21 protein-coding genes are annotated in these 21559 nt (G+C 58.7%); 4 read left to right on the forward strand and 17 right to left on the reverse strand.

Features of this window, described 5'->3' with window-relative positions; all coding sequences use genetic code 11:
- Positions 1-119: 119 nt before the first annotated feature.
- The 6 genes from HMPREF3130_RS08995 to HMPREF3130_RS09020 all read right to left on the reverse strand — a co-directional run bounded on the left by HMPREF3130_RS08995 (position 120) and on the right by HMPREF3130_RS09020 (position 7014).
- Complete coding sequence (locus HMPREF3130_RS08995; RefSeq protein ID WP_049193303.1) at positions 120-1961, reverse strand: LpqB family beta-propeller domain-containing protein; 1842 nt, start codon at positions 1959-1961, stop codon at positions 120-122.
- Positions 1962-3635 (reverse strand): MtrAB system histidine kinase MtrB, encoded by a 1674-nt coding sequence (gene mtrB, locus HMPREF3130_RS09000; RefSeq protein WP_070429795.1) that lies wholly within the window; start codon positions 3633-3635, stop codon positions 1962-1964. It abuts the gene before it with no gap.
- 78 nt (positions 3636-3713) lie between these two features.
- The gene (mtrA, locus tag HMPREF3130_RS09005; protein WP_048731669.1) at positions 3714-4388 is read right to left on the reverse strand and encodes an MtrAB system response regulator MtrA; all 675 of its coding nucleotides are present in this window, start codon (positions 4386-4388) and stop codon (positions 3714-3716) included.
- Between the two features lie 54 nt (positions 4389-4442).
- Positions 4443-5072 (reverse strand): dTMP kinase, encoded by a 630-nt coding sequence (locus HMPREF3130_RS09010; RefSeq protein ID WP_069359479.1) that lies wholly within the window; start codon positions 5070-5072, stop codon positions 4443-4445.
- Positions 5073-5117: 45 nt separating this feature from the next.
- On the reverse strand, positions 5118-6572 hold the full coding sequence (gene ahcY / locus HMPREF3130_RS09015; RefSeq protein ID WP_069359453.1) for an adenosylhomocysteinase: 1455 nt from the start codon (positions 6570-6572) through the stop codon (positions 5118-5120).
- A gap of 67 nt (positions 6573-6639) precedes the next feature.
- Positions 6640-7014, reverse strand: coding sequence for a DUF4259 domain-containing protein (locus HMPREF3130_RS09020; RefSeq protein WP_038627901.1), 375 nt, complete (start codon positions 7012-7014; stop codon positions 6640-6642).
- Positions 7015-7363: 349 nt separating this feature from the next.
- Here HMPREF3130_RS09020 and HMPREF3130_RS09025 point away from each other — a divergent pair, with 349 nt between their 5' ends.
- Complete coding sequence (locus HMPREF3130_RS09025; RefSeq protein WP_070429796.1) at positions 7364-8122, forward strand: hypothetical protein; 759 nt, start codon at positions 7364-7366, stop codon at positions 8120-8122.
- Here the strand turns inward: HMPREF3130_RS09025 and manA are convergent.
- The 4 genes from manA to HMPREF3130_RS09045 all read right to left on the reverse strand — a co-directional run bounded on the left by manA (position 8119) and on the right by HMPREF3130_RS09045 (position 12366).
- Positions 8119-9321 (reverse strand): mannose-6-phosphate isomerase, class I, encoded by a 1203-nt coding sequence (manA, locus tag HMPREF3130_RS09030; protein ID WP_070429797.1) that lies wholly within the window; start codon positions 9319-9321, stop codon positions 8119-8121. The genes HMPREF3130_RS09025 and manA overlap by 4 nt on opposite strands.
- An 86-nt stretch (positions 9322-9407) precedes the next feature.
- Positions 9408-10424 (reverse strand): hypothetical protein, encoded by a 1017-nt coding sequence (locus HMPREF3130_RS09035; RefSeq protein WP_070429798.1) that lies wholly within the window; start codon positions 10422-10424, stop codon positions 9408-9410.
- A gap of 38 nt (positions 10425-10462) precedes the next feature.
- Positions 10463-11842 carry a phosphomannomutase/phosphoglucomutase gene (locus HMPREF3130_RS09040; protein WP_082149737.1) on the reverse strand — a complete coding sequence of 460 codons (1380 nt, stop codon included), beginning with the start codon at positions 11840-11842 and terminating at the stop codon, positions 10463-10465.
- A gap of 116 nt (positions 11843-11958) precedes the next feature.
- Positions 11959-12366, reverse strand: a complete 408-nt coding sequence (locus HMPREF3130_RS09045; RefSeq protein ID WP_005509890.1) for a DUF3499 domain-containing protein — start codon at positions 12364-12366, stop codon at positions 11959-11961.
- A gap of 172 nt (positions 12367-12538) precedes the next feature.
- On the opposite strand from HMPREF3130_RS09045, the gene HMPREF3130_RS09050 reads away from it, so the two are divergent.
- On the forward strand, positions 12539-13021 hold the full coding sequence (locus HMPREF3130_RS09050; protein ID WP_070429799.1) for a metallopeptidase family protein: 483 nt from the start codon (positions 12539-12541) through the stop codon (positions 13019-13021).
- Positions 13022-13393: 372 nt separating this feature from the next.
- On the opposite strand, the gene HMPREF3130_RS09055 is transcribed toward HMPREF3130_RS09050, so the two are convergent.
- The 4 genes from HMPREF3130_RS09055 to rfbD form a co-directional block, all read right to left on the reverse strand.
- Complete coding sequence (locus HMPREF3130_RS09055) at positions 13394-13762, reverse strand: WhiB family transcriptional regulator (RefSeq protein WP_005510060.1); 369 nt, start codon at positions 13760-13762, stop codon at positions 13394-13396.
- Positions 13763-14082: 320 nt separating this feature from the next.
- Positions 14083-15240 carry a mannose-1-phosphate guanylyltransferase gene (locus tag HMPREF3130_RS09060; RefSeq protein ID WP_048731655.1) on the reverse strand — a complete coding sequence of 386 codons (1158 nt, stop codon included), beginning with the start codon at positions 15238-15240 and terminating at the stop codon, positions 14083-14085.
- A 41-nt stretch (positions 15241-15281) separates the two neighbouring features.
- Positions 15282-16205, reverse strand: coding sequence for a glycosyltransferase family 2 protein (locus HMPREF3130_RS09065; RefSeq protein ID WP_070429800.1), 924 nt, complete (start codon positions 16203-16205; stop codon positions 15282-15284).
- An 11-nt stretch (positions 16206-16216) separates the two neighbouring features.
- Positions 16217-17191 carry a dTDP-4-dehydrorhamnose reductase gene (gene rfbD / locus HMPREF3130_RS09070; RefSeq protein ID WP_069359448.1) on the reverse strand — a complete coding sequence of 325 codons (975 nt, stop codon included), beginning with the start codon at positions 17189-17191 and terminating at the stop codon, positions 16217-16219.
- A gap of 274 nt (positions 17192-17465) precedes the next feature.
- Between rfbD and HMPREF3130_RS09075 the strand changes: the two genes are divergently transcribed.
- Complete coding sequence (locus HMPREF3130_RS09075; protein WP_246815147.1) at positions 17466-18962, forward strand: LCP family protein; 1497 nt, start codon at positions 17466-17468, stop codon at positions 18960-18962.
- Here the strand turns inward: HMPREF3130_RS09075 and HMPREF3130_RS09080 are convergent.
- Positions 18959-19219, reverse strand: coding sequence for a HypC/HybG/HupF family hydrogenase formation chaperone (locus HMPREF3130_RS09080; protein ID WP_016422191.1), 261 nt, complete (start codon positions 19217-19219; stop codon positions 18959-18961). The genes HMPREF3130_RS09075 and HMPREF3130_RS09080 overlap by 4 nt on opposite strands.
- Before the next feature lie 21 nt (positions 19220-19240).
- On the reverse strand, positions 19241-20578 hold the full coding sequence (locus HMPREF3130_RS09085; RefSeq protein ID WP_070429802.1) for a nickel-dependent hydrogenase large subunit: 1338 nt from the start codon (positions 20576-20578) through the stop codon (positions 19241-19243).
- Positions 20579-20618: 40 nt separating this feature from the next.
- On the opposite strand from HMPREF3130_RS09085, the gene HMPREF3130_RS09090 reads away from it, so the two are divergent.
- On the forward strand, positions 20619-20978 hold the full coding sequence (locus HMPREF3130_RS09090) for a hydrogenase maturation nickel metallochaperone HypA/HybF (protein ID WP_187271236.1): 360 nt from the start codon (positions 20619-20621) through the stop codon (positions 20976-20978).
- On the opposite strand, the gene HMPREF3130_RS09095 is transcribed toward HMPREF3130_RS09090, so the two are convergent.
- Complete coding sequence (locus tag HMPREF3130_RS09095) at positions 20975-21559, reverse strand: hydrogenase maturation protease (protein WP_049193329.1); 585 nt, start codon at positions 21557-21559, stop codon at positions 20975-20977. The two genes, HMPREF3130_RS09090 and HMPREF3130_RS09095, sit on opposite strands and share 4 nt — an antisense overlap.

The following is a 21559-nucleotide window of genomic DNA, read 5'->3' on the forward strand; positions in this document are numbered from 1 at the left end:
ACACCGGACAGGTTTCCGGTATCACGAGGCCGATTGCATCGCGGGTAACGTCGTAAAGCACGCGCAGAAATTCCTGCGATGACCTCCCCTGCGCCATTAATCCCCTCCCCGATTTGCGCTTATTCCACAGACACCGGAGCCATTCGACCACGCGCACCCGGAACCTGGCGCCAGAACTGCTGCTGCCCCTCGCTGGAGATCAGCTCCATAACACCGGTGGCATCTAATGCGTAACGCTTCGACGAGGTCGCGGTAACCACAGGAATTGGCGGTGTCAGGTTGAGCTTCGGCAGAACAGAGCTGGTCGCACCGTCCGGGAAGGCGCTCCACATCGGGGTGTCCCCGCTGTAACCGCCCACCGTGACCGTTTGATTCGGCGACCACGTCAGCGACACCGGGGAAACGTTTTCAGGGAGCGGCAGAGCACGCGGGTGCGTCAACTTCCACGGTTTATCGTCATGCCTTTCGATGGTGGCGATATAGACTTCACCAGCGATAATCATCGCTACCTGCGTGCCTGAAGAATCGACGCGGAATTCAGAAATACCGGCGCTCGGGCGCCCCGTGCCTGCGCCGCCGTCAAGAAGGTGATTGAGCTCAGAGGTATCAACCTCCTCCTGCTGAATCCGAGATGACGTCGACTGCCGAACCAGGCGTACGACGGTTGTACCGTCCTTCACTGTCCAGACCGCCTCGGCGTCTGGAGACCATGTCGGACGGGTGAGACTCTCGCCAGTCAGCACAGGAACCGGCTGATCTTGTATTCCGCCGAGCATCAATGTGGACTCCCCGAGGTCATACGACCCAGCACGACCATCCACGGCCGAGCGGAACACGGCGGCAATGAGCTCGCTGCCATTGGGGTTGGTGCCCACTGCCGCGGAGAACACCGCGGTGCTGCCGCTGGCGGTCCAGCCGCGTCCCACAGGTGTGGCGTGGCCGTCAGCGATCTCGTAGATACCGCTGCGGTCGACCGTCCGTAACGGTGCGTTATCAGCCGGTAGATGATTCGGGTCGTAGAGCTGGATTGTGTCGGTGTCCTTCGTCCACGGCTCGTCGTGGCTGGCAACTAGTGGTTCGCCGTCGGCCATGAGGATCCACGGACCACGGAAATCTGCCGAGTCGAGAGTCCAGATAATCTGCGCCGCGAGCATGACACGCAGTTCCTCGGAAACATCACCCAATCCGGTGATTTCGACCCTGCGACCGTCCGCGTTGGACACAGGTCCTGCTTCCACCGCAATTGAGGCATTGGGCTTGAGCACGGTGGTGACGCCCGGCCGCAGTGGTGCTGATGGGCCGTTCTTCAGCTTCGTCAACAGATTGGTCGCGCCATCGGTGACGCCACGATAGAGCCAACGACGATCTGTGACCAAATGATTACCCGCCGGATCGAGGAAATAGATATTGCGAGGCACATTGTTTTCCAGGAATGCCTGACGCTCCATGACAACACCGTCGGGCAGCGAGGAAATGCGCCACTGCCCATCCGAACCAAGCTTCATCTCCACGGTTTCCTCATAGTCACCGGACTGGGGCTCATACGCACCATCAGTACCGAATTGACCAACGCTGCGACCTCGGGCAACGAAGGACTGTCGCGATCCTCCTTCATCCCTCTGGGCGATGAGGTTGACACCGTCGAGAATGCGGGCACTATCCTGCGGTTTCCAACTGGCCGCAAGTTCCGGGGTCATGAAGGCACGCATAGCTTGAAAATCATCAACCGGATGCGCGGCCGCGGCGAAAAAGTCGCGCAGGACAATGTCTGCATTGACATTCGGTCGTGGCTGAGGAACTTCAATACGAACTTGGGGCGGCTCAAACGGACGCAGCACCTGGGGGCTGGTGTTTCTCGGAATGGTGGTACATCCTGCGGCCGTGCCCAAAATGATCACTGAGCTAAGCGCCACTGTCTTACGCAGGACGCGACGAGCCTTTGACTGTTGCTGCGCCGTCATTTAAATATCCTCCTCTCGTGCCTGTCGGGATTCGCTATCGCTAGTCGGCTGCCCCTTACCCTGATCCTGGCTCTTGACTTGCGGTGCAATCGAATCCGATTCCAACTCCCGTGCACCAATTTCCTGCTGATGCGGAATCTGATCGGGCAGCGGCGGAACTTCCAGGCCGAGCGGATGCTCACCGAAGCTCGCATCAGGCTCCAGTGGCACAGTCAGGCGGAAACAGCTACCGACCGTCGGCACGCCAAATGCCTCCAGTTCCCCACCATGCAATTGTGCGTCCTCACGCGCGATCGCCAAGCCAAGTCCGGTCCCGCCGGTGCGTCGGACACGCGAGGGGTCAGCGCGCCAGAACCGGTTAAACACCAGCTCTTGCTGTTCCGGCTTTAGCCCCACACCGTGGTCAACGACCGTAAACGAGACCGCGGAATTGCTCGCCCGCACTGTGACATCCACCGGATTGCCCTCACTGTGGTCAACAGCGTTGGCCATAAGGTTGCGTAGCACGCGCTCGATACGACGCGAGTCGACTGTTGCCATTACCGGTTCATCGGGCAGGTGGAAGCGGATGGGTGTACCGGTCTCCTTAGCCACGACCGTTACCTGCTGATAGGCAGCATCCACGCAGCGACGGACATCGACCTTTTCTGCGGACAGATCAGCAACGCCGGCATCGTGGCGTGAGATCTCAAGCAGGTCATTGAGAAGCATCTCAAAACGCTCAAGCTCCTCATTCATCAGCTCAGCTGCGCGGCGAGTCGCCGGATCGAGGTCCTCAGCGCCGTCAGCAATAAGGTCGGCGGCCATACGCACCGTGGTCAGAGGCGTCCTCAACTCATGCGAGACATCGGAGGTGAACTGTCGCTGCAGACTGCCGTATTCCTCCAGCTGTCTAATCTGCGTCGACAGCGATTCGGCCATCTTGTTAAAGCTCATGGCCAGTCGCGCCATGTCATCTTCACCCTGCACGACCATGCGTTCGCGCAAGTGGCCGTCGGCAAAGCGCTGGGCAATCTGGGCGGCGGAACGCACTGGTGTCGTCACCTGATTGGAGAAGAACCAAGTAATACCGCCGAGAAGCGCCATGATGACTACTGTCGCACCGGCGAGGAGACCACGAACCAACTTAATAGTCGATTCCTCTGCAGCCATAGAGGTGACCAGATAGAGCTCGAGCCCATCAACCGAGGTAGAAGTAGGGCTACCGATAATTAACGCCGAGTACGTATCGCCGCGGTTATCAGTGACTTGGCGTACCTGATACGCAATTTGCCCTTGTCGGACTACTTCATGCAATCGTTCTGGAACATCGGCCTTAATCGGCGATGAAGCCAACACCGTGCCTCGTGGCACCGGCGCCACGAGCAGCGGTTCATAACTTGTCAGTGGCGCAGCACCGGAACCGGCTGCACGGTTCACAAGGGCATCGCGCCCCACGTTGAGAAGAGCTTGCAGCTCGTTGGACGAAGAGTTCTCAATCGCCTGCTCCACCACCGCGCGAGCACGGTCAATTTCCTCGTCGGCAGCGGTAACCTTTGCGTCGATAAGCCGCTGGGTAACAATAGTCGCCAGCGCGAAACCGAGTACCGCAATCACCATCGCGCTCAGTACCACCACAGAGGTCAGAATGCGCGCTTGGATAGACGTGCGCCAGAGCGTAACCGCCCAGGTCACTCCCCTGTTGGTGAAGTCTCGAAGCTTCGTTATTAATCGACGCAAGAATCGGCTCCCACTAAAGCTGACTGACCTTGATTAGTCACCCGTCTTGTACCCGACACCGCGGACGGTCAGCACAATCTGGGGGTTTTCCGGATCCAATTCAATCTTCGAGCGCAGACGCTGAACGTGAACGTTGACGAGTCGGGTATCCGAGGTGTGCTGATATCCCCAGACCTTTTCCAACAACTCATCACGGGAAAAGACCTGCTTCGGACGGGAAGCAAGAGTGTGCAATAGGTCAAACTCCAACGGGGTCAGAGAAATCTCCTTGCCATCGCGGAACACGGCGTGACCGGGCACGTCGATAGTCAGGTCGCCGACCTCGAGGGTCTCACTCGGGCTGTCCTCTTGACGACGCAGCCGAGCGCGCACACGCGCCACGAGCTCCTTCGGCTTAAAGGGCTTCGTGACATAGTCATCCGCACCGGATTCCAGGCCGAGGACCACATCGACCGTGTCGGTCTTCGCAGTCAACATGATGATCGGCACCGCCGATGTCTCTCGCACAGTGCGACAGACATCGACACCACCCATGCCCGGCAACATGAGATCCAGCAGAATCAAATCTGGATTCTCCCGCTCTGCTGCCTTGACAGCTTCGAGGCCATCGTCGACTACTACTGTGTCGAAGCCCTCGCGCTCCATCACCATCGTGAGCATTTCGGCGATGGCCGGATCATCATCAACAACCAGGATTTTTGAGCTCATGCGTCATATTCTAAACGTAAAGCTATCTAGTTCTGTAGTTTCCGGTTGAGGTGGCTAGCGCAGGCGTGCACTGATCCATTCCACAAGACGGTCCGCCCCATCATCCCCCGTAAGCATCAACCATGGTGACTGCCACGAGCCCCCCGCGAACTTCTGGTACGCCGCCAGCGTGCGCTCCTGCAAACCCGAGTCCTTTTCGTAGGTATCCCTAGTTCGCTGCACATCAGCGGCTTCCCGATTGCGTGCGCGGTCGGCTGCCACTCCCACCGACGTGGCCAGACAGACCTGAACGTCGGGAAGCGGAAGCTGGAAATCTCCGAATTCGGTCTTCTCAATCCACTCAACGATCGCCGAATCCTGTGTGCGAGCCAGGGAGTAGGCCGCGTTGGACGCGACGTAGCGGTCGATAATCAGAACATCGTTCTCGCGCGCTGCATCAACAATCGCTTGACGACGTTCTTTGCGGTCCAGAGCGAACAGGAGTGCCATTGCCCAGGCGGAGTCCGCAGTGTCGCCGAGCTGACCGTGCAAGGCTTGATCGGCGAAATCAGCGAAGATTGTCTGCCGGTACGCCGGAAAGGTCATCGATGAAACGGAGTGCCCTTGACTTCGGAGTTGATTGGTAACAGCTGTGACAAGCGTGTTCTTGCCAGCACCGTCGATTCCTTCGACTGCGATAATCAAATTTTTCTCCTCGCACACATGGCTACGGCCTAGCCTTGCTTAGAACTAGTAGCGGTAGTGCTCTGGCTTATACGGGCCCTCGACATCAACGCCGATGTATTCGGCCTGTTCCTTGGACAGCCGGGTGAGCTCGCCGCCAAGTGCCTCGACGTGAATGCGAGCGACCTTCTCATCCAGAATCTTCGGCAGACGGTGGACAGAGTTGTCGTACTTATCACCGTTGCAGTAGAGCTCAATCTGCGCGATCGTCTGGTCGGCGAAGGAGTTCGACATTACGAAGGACGGATGTCCGGTGGCATTGCCCAGGTTGAGCAAACGCCCCTCGGAAAGCACGATCAGAGAGCGCTCTTCGCCGTCTGCATGCGGAAAGATGTACTCGGTGACCTGCGGCTTGATCTCCACACGACGGACATCATCGCGATGGTGCAGGCTATGCATGTCAATCTCGTTGTCGAAGTGCCCGATGTTGCCCAGCAGCGCGTGGTTCTTCATCTGCTGCATGTGCTCGAAAGTAATGACGTCCTTGTTGCCTGTGGCGGTGATGACAATGTCGACATCTGCGATGACGCTCTCAGTAGCGACAACGTCGAAACCGTCCATCAATGCCTGCAATGCGTTAATCGGGTCGGCCTCGGTGACCTGAACGCGAGCGCCCTGGCCAGCCAGTGCCTCTGCGCATCCCTTACCCACGTCACCGTAGCCACAGACCAGTACGTTCTTGCCGCCAACCAGCATGTCGGTACCGCGGTTGATGCCGTCCAGAAGGCTGTGACGGGTGCCGTACTTGTTATCGAACTTGGACTTGGTGACCGCATCGTTGACGTTCATGGCCGGGAATGGCAGCACTCCCTGCTCTGCGAAGTGGTAGAGGCGGTGGACACCAGTGGTGGTCTCCTCTGTGACACCCTTGACCGACTCTGCAATTCGGTGCCAACGGCCGGCATCCTTCTCCAGGCTGGCGCGAAGCATGTCCTTGAAGGCAATAAACTCATCCGAATCCGACTCTTCTGCAGGCGGCACCAGGCCAGCATCCTCGAATTCCATGCCCTTAATGACAGCCATGGTGGCGTCGCCGCCGTCGTCCAGAATCATGTTGGCATCTTCATCGCCCCAGTCGAAGATGCGGTCGAGGCACCACCAGTACTCTTCCAGTGTCTCGCCCTTCCAAGCGAAAACCGGAACACCCTGCGGGTCCTCCGGAGTGCCGTTTCGCCCAACGACGACTGCCGCAGCGGCCTCATCCTGTGTGGAGAAGATGTTGCACGAGGCCCAACGGACCTGTGCGCCCAGCGCCGTCAACGTCTCGATGAGCACTGCGGTTTGAACCGTCATGTGAATGGAGCCGGAAATACGGGCACCGGCCAGTGGCTGCTGCTCTGCGTACTCTTCGCGCAGCGCCATTAGACCTGGCATCTCGTGCTCAGCCAGACGAATCTGGTGACGACCGGCCTCAGCCAGGGAGAGGTCTGCAACCTTGAAATCAATGTTCTTCGAGGACATGTAACGCTTTCTCTAGATTCTTTGACGTGAGATTCTTCTTAAAGAATTACTACTGGGGACGCGAGAGTTACTCTACCGCTTCGACGCAGTTTTCCAGCGCCGCCTGGTCAGACTCACTGAGTTCCCCCAGAAGACTATCGAACACCTCGGATGCGATAGCCAACGCATCTTCCTCGCTGCCGTGCGCCTCCGAGATTCCCTCCCGGATGAAGCTGTAGTCCTCCACAATGTCACCGCCGCTAAATGGCGCACCATTCCAAATTGCAATAATCACAGCCGCCGCGAGTGCGCATGCTTTCTCATCGCTATTTTCGGAATCCACTCCAATGCGGCCAGCATCAATCAATGCACCAACACGATCCTGTGAGTCGAGATCCTGAACCTCATCGAAGAGTTCAATGACCGAATCGCTACCAAAAATCTCAGTATCCCAGATGGACATGATAGGTGGCCACGCTCCTTTCGCGCTTCGAACCAATAGCCAGTTTCGTCTATCGACGAGCGCTTTCCAAAGAGCGCTTTTCGACGAGCCCACGGTAATCTGGCCGCCGACCTAAGGGCTGTCGCCTGCACGTACCGCTAGCCGGAAAACCGCATGTGGCCTTACCGAAGTTCTACCCGACTTTTCGTCACTTTTACAGTTCGAGAGACATATTTAATCCCCTCAACACAATTTTCACCCTAGAGAGACGATAACGGGCATGTTAAGTTAGTTCCCAGACCTCGTAATGCAACTGTTATCTTTTTCGTTACAGGGCGACCCCACGCATGACACGAAAGGAGTACCTACCATGGTGAAGAAGGCTTTTGGAGCTCTTCTGCTCGCAGCCCTTCCCCTGAGCGCTACGCTCGTAGGCTGCTCCGATAGCAGTGCCGCCAAGGGGGCGAATCCGGAAAACGCCGGATCTCAGTCGGAAATGGAGACCTCTGCTCCACTGCCTCCAGTTCCTAGTGATGCCGAGCTGCAGCAGACCACTGAACCGAATTCAGATTCCTCGCTGACTGAGACGAACGACAGTCTAGTACCTCGTCCGACCACGTCATCGAGCACCGAGATCGTTGAGGATCCGTACCTGCCACCGCAGGCGTACATCCCCCCGACTTCCACAAGCTCAAGTGCGACAACTCCGACGTCGACGACATCGACACCTCCGACGACCACGGAGACCACAGAACCCACCTCTGACGACATATCTTCGCCGACGCCCAGCAAGCCGGTGCCACTGCTACCGGAAGATAACTCGGAAAAGCCGAACGACAGTCTTCCGGAAGGCGACGGTGGTGCAGCAGCGGAGCCGAAGCCGCCTTCATCGCAGGCGCAGTCCCAGTCGGGTACGCAAACCACAACTCCGTCCGAGACTCCTCAGAAAACTCCTTCGAAGGAGCCGACGTCCCCGAAGGAGCCGACACCTCCGAAGAGCCAGACCTCTTCGCAGGAAAAGGACACCAATAGCGGCAATGGGGCTAGCAATAGCAAGATTCCCCCAATCCCGGAAAAGCCCAAGGACTCCGGATTCCTGGGAAATCTCTTCGATAACGACGAGGACTAACCCACCCGCGGGACTGTCGCGACAAAGACGGTTGCCCCGTCTTGGCGCGCAGTCAGCTCAATATCGACTGCGTCGACAGCCGGAACCCAGGCCGCATGGCCGCTGGGAACCTCAACCACGGAGTCGTCGTGACGCAACGTCACCGTGCCCGCTGTAGACAACACAACCGTGGCGGATTCTTCGTCGAGCAGAACATGTTCGCCCGGCTCCAGGTCCCGCGAACGAAGGCGGAACTCGCGCACCGGCGCGTCATAGTCATTCCAGCCATCATCGGTCAGCCGCGACTGCAGCACTGGATCTGGCAGCGGTCGGAAAGAGAGCACGCGCAGTAGCTCCACGACATCGACGTGCTTAGAGGTCAGCCCTCCGCGCAGCACGTTGTCGGAGTTGGCCATGATTTCCACGCCCATGCCATTGAGGTAAGCATGCAGCTGTCCAGCACCAAGGTAGATGGCTTCGCCCGGCTGTAAGCGAAGGCGATTAAGCAGCATCGACCCCAGGACTCCCGGGTCCCCCGGATACTTTCGAGCCAGTTCGCAAGTGGTCTCGGCCACTCGCGAGAACTCCTCGTCATCGCCACTGTAATCCGCGCACTTGGCAGCCACGGCCTCGACCAGCTCATCGAGGACATCCTGGGGCAATGTCAACCACGTTGTAAACAATGCCCGCAGAGCACTCTCGTCATCAGCGGCATCGAGCAGTCCCATGTAGTGGTCGAGCTCCGGTACCGCCAGCGTCGCGAGTAACTCCTTCGTGCGCTCCACCGGGCGGAATCCGGCCAACGCGTCGAAGGTCGTCAGGGCGACAATAAGTTCTGGCTTGTGGTTGTTGTCCCGGTAATTTCGGAAATGTGCAGTGGCCGGAATGCCCTCCGCATTTTCGCGTGCAAATCCCTCCTGAGCTTCTGCCAAGGTGGGGTGTGCCTGCAGCGATAGCGGCTCATCAGCTGCGAGCAGCTTCAACAGGAACGGCAGCCTGCCGTTGTCGGTGTCAATTGCATATCCGAGCGCAGCTGCCGGATCCTGCGCAATGAGCTCATCCAGCGGCGTGCCGGCGACCGTGGCCGATGCCAGTGCATGCGCACCAAACCACAGTTCCGCCCAGGGCTTCGATGTGGGAGCGTCCGCACCGGTGATTCTCGCCAAATGTGTACGAGACCCCCAGGGGTACGACTGCAGCACGGGGTCCAACAGCTCCATGCCCGTATCACTCCTCTAATAGTCACTTCTGGCGCGAGCACGCCAATCTCACCGAAGGCCCAAAAGCCTTCGGTGACACCCGGCGATTACGCAGAAAACGCCGCAATCGCACCAACTCTGGCTGCAGCAACACATACTTCAACCAATGGATGATGAGTCTCCGCGTCGAGCGCAGGGCACTCCACACGAGCCCATCCAACCTCGCCGTAGTGGTCCCGGTAGTGGCCCACATTGTTCGGCGCAGCTAAAACAATCGCCCCCAACGGTAGCACTGTCGCCCCTTCATCCCCACCATCAATAAACGGGTCATAGAAAATATCGCGGCTTTCCTGGGGTTCTGCAGCGAGCAACGCGCCCACGCTAAGAGACAATTCGCTTATCGACGACGCTGCCGAGACCACGCCTGCCTCAAGCATCTGTAACGATGCCAGTTCCGCTACCGGTGCCAGCGCCGAGGTCGTCGACACTGCAAGCATTCTGCGGCCTGCCACCCACTGCGCTACCTGCCGCGCGGGATTAACTGTTTCATCTCGCGGCGGAGCACAGGCGGCAATATCGGCGTCCACCGCATCAGCGACTTCCTCCACTACCCCGGCCGGAGCCAGGGTGGTGGCACCACATTCGGTGAGCGCGCTGGCGATGGCACCGACATAGGCGGTAAAGGACGCGGACTCCGCCATCGCCGGGCGCGGAACCACAACCGTATCGGGGCTACCGGCGGCACGCAGTGGCCCTTCACCGGGATCCACCACGACCGTGGCAGCACCTCGCCTATCAGCTTCAGCCAGAGCTGCCCTCAGTGGGCTGCCGGGGTTGTCGTCACAGACGATGACCAAGTCGAGGGCACCGACATAACTGGGCAACTGATGCGCAATTACCACCGGGCAGCGGATGTCGTCGGCAAGCGCGCGCACTGATTCGGCGGCGAGCTGCGCCCGACGATTTCCCACAAGGATGACCGCACTGCGCGGCAGCGGAAGTTGAGCAAACGCACCCCCGCGAGTCGCGGAAGCAGCAGCTCTGAGACCTGCACCGGCAGTGGCCATACGATAGAACAGGGCCTCTTGGCGCGGGTTATGGGAGGAGTTAAATGACGAGGTCATACTCCCAAGCATGCCTTAAAACGCGCGCGTGGGGTTGATTAACCGCGGATGATGCCGAGAACTTCGTCGACAAGAGCGTCGACCTCAGCACGCGTCGGAGCCTCGACGTTCAGACGCAGCAGCGGCTCCGTATTGGAGGCCCGGACGTTGAACCACGCCTTGGAGTCCGCCAGCTCAATGGTCAGGCCATCCATCCAGTCCGAGGACTCCGTGCGATCGGCAAACGCGGCCTCGATTTCCTTCTGCTTGGCCTGCTGCTCCTCGGCGCTGCCCAGGCGGGAATTAATCTCACCGGAGGCCTCGTAGCGGTTGTACTCGGCCATGAATTCACTCAGCGGCTTATCCTGCTCGGCCAGTGCGGCCAGGACATGCATGGCAGCCAGCATGCCGGAGTCTGCGTTGAAGAATTCCTTGAAGTAGTAGTGCGCTGAATGCTCGCCACCAAAAACAGCACTGTGCTCGGCCATTTGCGCCTTAATAAAGGAGTGCCCAACACGGGTACGAACCGGAGTTCCGCCGTTTTCCACAATCATCTCCGGCACGACGTGCGATGTGATCAGGTTATGGATGATAGCCGCACCCGGGTTCTGCTCCAGGTAGCGGGTGGCCACCAACGCACAGATGGCCGATGGGCTGACCGGGTTGCCCTTCTCGTCGACGACGAAGCAGCGGTCAGCGTCGCCATCGAAGGCAATACCGATGTCTGCGCCCTGCTCCACCGTAAACTTCTGTAGGTCAACGAGGTTGGCGGGCTCCAACGGATTGGCCTCGTGATTCGGGAAGTTGCCGTCGAGCTCAAAGTAGAGGTCAGCAACATCCATGTCTTCTCCGAGCACTGCCGGAACTGTCAGTCCCCCCATACCGTTACCGGCATCGACTGCAACCTTCAGGCGACGGCCGGAGCGAATGTCGACCAGCCCATGGAGGAACGCCGCGTAATCCTGCAGAACATCCTCACGATCAATTTCGCCCGGAGTGCCGGTGTACTCCGGAATTCCGTCGACAAGCAGATCCTTAATCTGAGCAAGCCCTGTCTCCTGCCCGATTGGGCGGGCCAGCGAACGGCACATCTTGATGCCGTTGTATTCAGCTGGGTTGTGGCTGGCAGTGAACATCGCGCCCGGGCATTCCCTAACTCCGGAGGCGAAATACAGCTCGTCCGTAGAGGTCAGGCCGAGCAGGGTGACATTGAGCCCCTGCGCTGCCGCGCCATCGGCGAAACTAGCCGCCAACTCCGGCGAGGACTCACGCATATCGTGGCCAACTACGGCACGCGTTGCGCCCTCTGAACGCATGATGTGCCCAAAGGCGGCGCCGATGGCTCCGACAAGGTCCGCGTCGATGCCCTCACCGACAACACCGCGCACGTCATAGGCCTTGATGACGGCATCCAAATCGGAACGATTGTAAGTGCCCACGAAAAACCTCTCTGGGTAAGTATCAGTGTTGTGAAAAATGATACTAGCCACAGAGAGGCTCTCACAAAGAAATGCCGCGGCAAGATGGCATGAGCTGGGGCACGGCACCCGCCCCGTTAGTCGTCCGAATCCTCCGGATCGCGAACTACATGCAGGTGACCGCGCGCGGATTTCCGCGTCGACGGGTGACGGCTGGAATCAATCTTGTAGGTCTGAGGACGGTTGTCGACCTCATCCCGCAGCACCAGGCCAGTCGCGTTGCGGCCAGCTTCACGGACGGCTTCCGCCAATGCGGTCAAATCATCATCGTCCTGGGCGGGCGTCGGCACGTCGTAACGCACGAGCTCCCAACCCAGCGGTGCGGTGATGGAACGCGCGTGCTTCTCACAGAGATCCCAGCTATGCGGTTCGGACGCGGCGGCGAGCGGACCCACCACAGCCGTCGACTCCGCGTAGGCATACGTCAACGTAGCTACGGCAGGTTTGCCACAGCCGGGCCGGCAACAACGTCTAAAAACACTCACGGCATCAAAGTCTAGACCCTAACTTTAAGTTTCGATAGTTTTTCTCCCACTCGGGCGTTTTTCGCTTTCCGACGCTCCCCCGGGGCCCCCCAGCCTTACCCAGTAAACCTGCGACATGGCCGGAAGCTGGCCTCACCCACGTTGACGATCCGACCGATTAAGCTCAACAAATATGAATTCATCGGCTTATACTCCGCGCTCTTTGCGACGCTCACTGCGACGCGGTCGCGGACCTCGGGGTCCTCTGTTGCCGCCGGAGGTACCCCGCTGGAAGAGCCGTTCAGAAGCTTTTGACCAGGCGGTTATTGACGCCTACGCCCCATTGGATCAGCACTGGTCCCGGCAACTGTCACACCTGGACATCGCCATCGACACGATTCCTCGCATGCAGTTGCGCCCGGACATGTATTTCCCGGAAGAGATTGTCGCTGACGGACCTGTACCGCTGGGACGGCTTATCCCCGCTGGCATTGACCGCGTAGGCAACCCCACCCGCCCCTGCGTAGTAGTGTTCCGCCGCCCCATTGAGCGCCGTGTCTCGGGCCGAGTGGAACTGGACCAGATGCTGCAATATGTACTGACCCGCCTGGTAGCGGTATATCTGGGCATTGACCCGGTTGAGGTGGACCCTAGTTTCAACGAGAACTTCCTGTAGAAAGCTTTCTCCTAAGGAGCTCCCTAGAAACCGGGTATATAGACAAAAAGTGTCTGTGATTCTCAAGATAGTAACTGGTCAGGCCCCATAAATTACGGGCTGCACGCGTAAATACGGGCTGCAAATGTGAAACTGTGTGAGTTTATGACACTTTCAGGCCATTTTTTGGGTCATTTTGTCATAAACGCAGTCAGTAACTCGGATTAAGAACTAAGCGACAAAAGGGCCCACCCAGCGACATGCTGAGCGGACATATTTTCGTCTATTAACCCTAGAGAGCAGGAAAAACTCGTTCACCAAAAAATCCCCCAGGGTATTACCCAAGGGGAAACTGCGAGGTCGAGCGAAGGATAAAATACAGACCCGGCTGCCCTAGCCAATCTGCCGCTTCAAACGGCGGCGCTCACGCTCAGAGAGGCCACCCCAAATGCCGAAGCGCTCATCATGCTCGAGAGCAAACTCCAGGCATTCATCTCGCACACCACAAGCACGACAAATACGCTTTGCTTCGCGAGTGGATCCACCCTTCTCAGGGAAGAAAGCTTCTGGATCGGTCTGGGCACACAGAGCTTGCTCCTGCCAGTCCTGATCGACGGCTTCAAACAACCCCGAAAGGTCATCTGCCCACTCTGTCAACGGCCGAGGCTGGTTTTCAGAGGAGCTATCATTCACAGCGATGTCACCCGCATTCGTCTCACTATCCACAGCAGAGCCGCCATCAAACATGCTGGACTTTTCCATGCCGAGGGCCTCCTGATGGTTGTTGCTGCGGGTCTTTAAATTGGGCTTAGTGTGCGAAACACACATTTGTGATTACACACGTGTAACCCACCATCGGTCAAGCCGAATAGAGAATTTGCCCCAATACTTTTCATTGCCCCTGAAGCCCCTCCCCCCGCGTTGGGGATTAAGTTCAGGTTGAAGGATGGCCCCCGAACTCTAAACCTGCCACCTGAACTCAATCACATTCGCCACATGCCTCTCACCAGCACCTTTGGCGACACTTCGGCAACTCTAATCAGATATTGCCGACAAAAGTCTGACACGCCGAAGGCTGCAGACTAGACATCCGTCGAAAAACGTACTCCGTGATCGGGGATCTGGACACCCGGCCACACACGGATACCGTTGATCAATTCACAGCGCGCACCAACGACGGCACCCTCGCCGATAATGGCATCACTGATGACCGTTCGCGGGCCAATATCGGCACCATCGGCAATCACAGAGCGCTCGATCACAGCACCGGCACCGATGCGTGCGCCGTCGAAGATCACCGATTGATCAATCCGAGCTCCCGCACCAATCTCCGCCCCACGGCCGACAACAGAGCCACCGTAGAGAAGAGCGCCGCCACCGACCGACGCAGATTCGTCGACAAGCGCTTCGCCGTGCTTACCCTCTAGAAGTGGTGACGGCGCGATACCGCGGACCAAATCGGAGGAGCCGCGGACGAAGTCACCCGGAGTCCCCATGTCACGCCAGTAGGCGTAATCAACGTGACCGTAGACGTTCATACCGCGGTCAAGCAGCGCTGGGAAGATTTCACGCTCAACGCTAATGGGGCGACCAGCCGGAATCGACTCGATAATCTCGCGGCGGAACACGTAGATACCGGCATTAATCTGATCGGTCGGCGGATCCTGGGTCTTCTCCAGGAACTCCAGGACGCGCCCATCCTCATCGGTCGGAACACAGCCAAACGCGCGTGGATCCGGCACACGGACGAGGTGCATCGTAACGTCCGCATCCTTCTCCGCATGAGTACCCAATACCGCGCGCAAGTCGGTACCGCCGAGGACATCGCCGTTGAAAATCATCGCGGTGTCATAGCGCAGCTTGTCTAGGACGTTTCGGATACCGCCACCGGTTCCCAGCGGCTCAGCCTCAAAGACGTATTCAATTTCGAGACCCAAATCCGAACCGTCGCCGAAGTGTTCTTCAAATACTTCAGCTCGGTAGGAGGTGCCCAATACCACGTGCTTCATACCTGCTGCACGAATGCGGCCAAGCAGATGCTCCAGGAATGGATGCCCTGCCGTGGGCAGCATCGGCTTCGGCGTATTCACGGTAAGGGGACGCAAACGCGTACCTTGCCCGCCAACCAGAATGACAGCGTCAGTCTGTTCAGCCAACGTGGCTCCCGCCTGCTGTGCAGCATCCGCTCCCGGCTGGAAGGCGGAGCCATGCCCAGCACTCGGACGAACTTCGGTAGTCATGAAATCGGTAACTTTCTTCGATGGATCGTTCCAACAGTTAATTAATTCCTACGCTTTTTGACCGCGATTATGACTTTGCCACGCAGGAACAGCCCCAAACGCAATGCCAGTCGCACAGGTGCCAGCGCCGGCCCCGGCAGGCGATCTGACATAAAACGGTATGCCGACTCGTGATGGGCCTTTACGGTAATTTCCGGGTGCTTACTGGCAGAATGTCCCTGCGCGTGACGTATCTCTGCACGGGGACAGAAAACATTGCTCCAACCGGCCTTGCCCAGTCGGTCACCCAAATCCACGTCCTCCATGTACATGAAGTAGCGGGTATCAAAGCCATCAATCTGGTCGAACGCATCCCACCGCAGCAGCAGGCATGCGCCCGACAACCATCCCGCCGATCGCTCACGATCCATATCCGTGTCATCCCGGTAGTGACGTGAGAAAGGGTTAGTAGGCCAGATATCGGCAAGCAGCGCGTGTCCGATACCGCTGACAAGTTTAGGAACCGCGCGTGCCGACGGGTACACGCTGCCATCCGCCTCGCGAATCAGCGGACCAATCGCTCCAGCTTTGGGATTGCGCTGCGCGCATGCCAACAGAACATCGATTGCGCCAGGGGCAAACACCACGTCAGGGTTGACCAGCATGACGTAATCAGGATTGATTTCACCAGCACGGCGAGCCCGCCCCAGCTCCGCAATGCCACGGTTGGCGGCCGCGCCATAGCCAATGTTGCCGCCGGTGCGCAGAAGCTGAACATCCGCTCCGGTCTCCTTGGCCCGAGCTTCTTCCTTCTCCACGGAACCATCCGTCGAGCCGTTGTCGGCCATAATCAGACGCGTGGAGGCACTGGCGGCGGGGCCCAGCGAATCCACCAGCTTGCTCAGGTGCTCACCGGGCGAAAAGGTCACGGTGACCACACCGAGCGGAAGCTGCGAGGGTTGCGGGGAATTCGAGGTTTCAATCACAAACCTAGACCCTAGGTCAGGACTGCCCGCAAAGTGTCCTGCCACTCCGGAAGCGCATGTAGACCTACCTCACTCCATGCCGAACCATCCAACACGGACCAGGCCGGACGTGGGGCCGGACGTGGGAACTCACTGCTGGTACAAGCCACCACACGCTGCGGATCGTGACCGGTGAGCCGAAACACTTCGCGAGCCACCTCGAACCATGTCGCCTCACCGCTGCCCGTGACATGGAAGGTGCCGGTCGGTGCGCTGCTCGGTTCGGACAACACACGTTCGGACAACTCCCAGACAGCTCCGGCGAGATCACCGACAAATGTGGGGTTTCCGTGCTGATCGTCAACGACCTTAATAATTGCCGGATTGCCTTTGTCGTCAGTCGCCGTCTCTGCCAGACGCATCATCGTGGAAACGAAGTCCTTAGCCTCCGGCTGTGTGGGCCCCGACCAGACCCACGCCGTGCGCAAAATAGCGAAACGCGCGCCCGAATCACGCACATTATTCTCCCCCACTAACTTGGTACGTCCATACATAGTCCGAGGCGAGGTGAAATCATCAACTCGCAGCGCTCGACGCTGCCCCGTCATCTCATCGATTGCTACATCACCGAAGACATAGTCGGTGGAGATATGAATGAGATACGCGTCTTCCTTTTTCGCCCGAGCCGCCAAGTACTTCGGTCCGAGTGCATTGATAAGGTGCGCCGAACCGGGATCGGATTCTGCGCCATCGACATCGGTCGCCGCTGCCGCGTTAATGATGATGTCGACGTCGTCAAGCAGAGGCGTTGCCTCCACAGCAGCCGAATCAGTGATATCCAACTGTGCCCGAGTGAGAGCGCGCACCTCAACATCGGCGGCGAAGGAATCACACTGAAGCGCAGTACCCAGCTGTCCCGCCGCACCAGTTATGGCGACAATGGGACGCCGCGAGTTGCTGTGGGTTGGTCCAGGAGTGGCGAAATGCGAGACTGAAATTTCGGACATATTCTTCTTTATCACTATCGTAGATACGATTGACACTGTGTTGAGGTGTAACCGCACACGGTTGGACGGTTAAGGTTTATGTAGTTTCCGCAGCTGCTTACTGCGCTCCACGATGTGTGGAATGCCCACGCAGACATGCAGCACAAATTATATTTTCGAAAAACGGTTTAAGAGGAGCCCCGGTTTGAGCAGCCACACGCCACGCGCGCGTCACGCACGCGATATTCAAGCGCCACCGTCCTCTGCAGAGAGTACAGCCCAAGCTTGGCCGCCGATGCTACGCAATGCGCTTGTGCTGCTCTCAGCCATTATCCTGGTTATTTCCGCAGTTGGCTGGTGGACACTTGGTAGAACCACCGACAACTTGGGTTCGGGTGGCGATTTCGGTCTGGGCAGTGAGAAGGACGGTGCAACCGATATTCTGCTCGTCGGCTCCGACTCTCGCACCGATGCCCAGGGCAACCCGCTGACTCCGGAAGAAGTTGAGCTTCTGCGTGCCGGCGACGAAGAAGCCACGAATACAGACACGATTATTGTGATTCGTGTTCCTGCCGATGGTTCTTCAGCGACGGCAATTTCCATTCCGCGCGATACCTATGTCCACACCAATCGCCTAGGCAACACAAAGATTAATGGTGTCTACGGCAACACAAAGCAGATGGTCGAAGAGGAACTCGCAAGAAGCGGCGCCTCGCCGGAAGACATTGAGCGTCGCTCGACCGAGGCCGGACGTAGAGCTCTAATTGAAACCATTAGCGATCTCAGCGGTATCACCGTTGACCACTACGCAGAAGTTGGTCTGCTCGGCTTTGTCCTGCTCACCGATGCGATTGGTGGTGTCGATGTATGTCTGAATGAGGCTGTCTACGACGAGTTCTCGGGTGCAGATTTCCCAGCGGGCTCACAGACGTTGAAGGGTGCCGACGCGCTCTCATTCGTCCGCCAACGCCATGGTCTGCCCCGCGGTGACCTCGACCGAATTACTCGCCAGCAGGTCTTCATGGCCTCGTTCACCAATAAGCTGCTCGGCGCTGGCACACTGTCTAATCCCGCGAAGCTGTCTGAACTGGGCAATGCTGTCCAGCGCTCGGTGGTACTCGACGACAACTGGGATGTCACCGGATTTGCTACCCAGATGCAGGGCCTCAGTGGTGGCAACGTGAAGTTTGAAACTATCCCGGTGACCTCGATTGACGGTGTCGGTGACTATGGCGAGTCGGTGGTCACAATCGATAAGGGCCAGGTTCACAAGTACTTCGAGACCCTGCTGGGCACCAAGGAAGAAAAAGCTCCGGCGAAGGAAGAAGACGAAAAGAAGGCTGACCCCAACGCGGCTGAAACTACGGTCAGCGTTTACAACGCCACAGGCATTGAAGGTTTGGCCAGCGGCGTCTCAGGTTTCTTAACGGAAAAGGGCTACACCCAGGGCGAGGTCGGCAACGCTGAGTTCGCCGGCGTTGCCTCCAGCCAGATCAATGCGGCTGACCCAGAGGATCCGGCAGCGCAGGCCATCTCTGAGGCACTCGGTGGCGTACCGATTGTCCACGATCCATACCTCGACCCGCACCACATCTCAGTGACAATTGCCGGTGACTACGAAGGCCCGGGATTGACATCAGAGGGAATGGCCGCTGATTCGGGCGACGGTGCCGAACCCGCGCCTGAAGTCGAAGATGGTTCCAATGGCGATGTCATCGGCCAGGAAGGCGGGGCAATTCCGCAGGAAGATCGCCCCGCTATCGACGCCGCCGGCGTGACCTGCGTGAACTAGGCCCGTCCCTTCGGGGAGACCTCAGCGACATGTTCGATGAGGTTATATTCCTCAATTGCGGCCAAGGCCTCCTTGGCCTCCTGTTCGTCCAGCACGTTCATGATGAACCCGTTCTGGACGAACACCCAATCACCTGCCACCAGCTCAGGCACGTACATTGCCGAGCATTGCCGCTTCTGCCCCGCCATATCCACCGTCGCCATCGGCAATGGACCATCGGCGATTGCCAAAACCCGGGCAGGAATTCCAAGACACATCGTGTTACTTCGTCCTCTCCACTACAGTCGGGCGTCCGCCGAACCAGGGCTATCCGTTGTTATATTGTCCGCAGGTGCACCGGCATGTTCCTGCATCGTGAATGTCATCACTCCCGCAGGTGCCGAACTACACGGTAGGCACGGATCAGCGGCCCAAATCGACTTCTCGACCCCCGCAGTCTCCCCGCCACCGCACAGCTGCTCGGTAAGCATACGCGTCAGCCAGGGTTCATTCTGCGCAGTCGGTGTCATAATCTGACAATCCGTAATGATGCCGTCAGCTCCTGCCGTATAACGATGCACTAACAGCCCACGTGGCCCGTCAATCATCCCGACACCGCTGCGAGGTTCTTCAAAGTCAGCATTCTCAATCGCCGTCGCAGCATTCGGATTGCACACATGGTCGCCGAGCAGCTCCCCGTCGGCAAGCACCCGCTTCGCCCAGGCCACGGTGTCGGCGAGAAGCTGGCGTTGGGCGTCGCGTGGGCTGATTCCACGCTTATCGACGACAACCTGCCTGGAGACCGGCCCCACCCGGTAGAAATCGGCCTGCTGACCTTCACAGCCATGCTTGCCCAACTCCTTCGAGGCATCAAACACCGGTCTGGGAGCGGCATCGCCCGGACGGGATTCCCGAACACGTGTAGGCCAATCAGCAGCCGGGAAAATCTGCGCTGCGGTATCGGTGTCGTGCCGCGCGACTGCCAGGTGATTTCCCAGCGGAGCAAGTTCACCGTCAGCGTCGACGACTGCGACGTCGAGACCGTCAAAAGTATCCGTCCAAGCATCAGAAGCATCGGGGGCAGCAAGAAGCTCCACTTCCTTGATTACCGCCGTCTCAGCCAGCACCTCCAGAGCACTTTCGGCCTCAGAAACAAGCGTCTTATCCACTGCCGCGCGCACACCGCCGGGGACGGCGACATCTGGGAAATGCGACGGTGCCCCCGCTGCACGCATCAGAGCTTTTCCGGCACGCTTCATTGCCCGCGCCCCCTCGCGGTCGACGGCCACAAATTTGGTCGCTAGATTATCCAAGGTCGACCCGGCCGCCAGCAGCTCTCGAATCAACTGTGCGGTTCGAGGAATGTCGAAGACCCCGTAAAGGTCCTCTACCGCCCGCACGCCTGCAAGATGATGCACAACCGGGCACAGGCCACACAGCCGCTTGGTGATATCTGGTACAGCCAGCGCCTGCTTGCCCACGAGCATCCCGTCGATACGCGGTAGCCCTGAAAGGTCGAAGGACACCTGTGTGATGGCGCCGTTGTCATCGCGATAGACATCCAGTCGTGCCTCGAATGGGTCAACAAGCTCATCGAGCTGGATGTGCTGGGTAACCGGAACGGATTTGGATGACATGGTCCGCCTGCGCCTCCTTTGCGCTGAGTGCTTCGCCATAATGGTATCTGTGCATGAGCTTGGATTGTTGACCAGCGTGGTGGAAAAGATTGCCGAGGTCTGCCCGGGACGCACCGTGACAAAGGTGTCAATGCGTGTGGGCGACCGCTCCGGAGTCGTCTACGATTCCCTCATCGCCGCGTGGCCCGTGGCCAGTGCCGCGACACAGTGTGAGGGCGCCGAGTTAGACGCCGAGCTCATTGTGTCGACGGTCTACTGCCCCACCTGCGAGGCCGAGCATGAGATCGATGAATTCTATGCTCTAACCTGCCCCGTCTGCGGCACCCCAACTGCGGATCTACGGCACGGCCGCGAGTTTGAAATCTCCAGTATTGAGGTCAACGCTGAGGGCGAGAGTTAGACGCCGCTGTCGTGCTCGTCGGCAAGCCAGCTGTCGATGAGCTCACGCGCAACCTCAGTCGCTTCCTCAATGCCGACAAGTGCCGTGTCGCTGAGCCCCACCACCATGTCAGCCGACTCGTAGACCACTCCCACCACACCGACGCGCGCAGGCTCCTGCCCCAACAGGCGCGCCGCGGTGAGCAAATCCAACAAGCCGACCTGGTGCGCGGACAGCTTTGCCGCCAATAGTCGAGGAATCTGGTCACCGACAAGCTTGACGACGGTACCGGGATCCCCCGGACCAGCGAGAGCGTCGAGCAGCAATAAGTTCTTGGCCTCCTGCACGAGGGGCAGCAACTCCATACCGCAGGTGCCGCCATCGATGTAGGCAACCGCACCCGTCCATTCGTCCCCTCGCCCGGCGATGTTCGCAGGATCATCGAGATTAGAGGGCGACCAGACCAAATGCGCAGAATCTCCGGCCTGAGTTGCCTGCCTCATGCCTGCAGATTCCAGTTCCGGGGCGAGGCGCCTCAGCAGTTCGAGACCAATGCCGTCGTCGCCCATGACGGGGTTGCCGATGCCAAGAACCGTCACCAA

The sequence above is a fragment of the Corynebacterium sp. HMSC14B06 genome, from assembly GCF_001807075.1.
Lineage (GTDB): Bacteria > Actinomycetota > Actinomycetes > Mycobacteriales > Mycobacteriaceae > Corynebacterium > Corynebacterium jeikeium_D.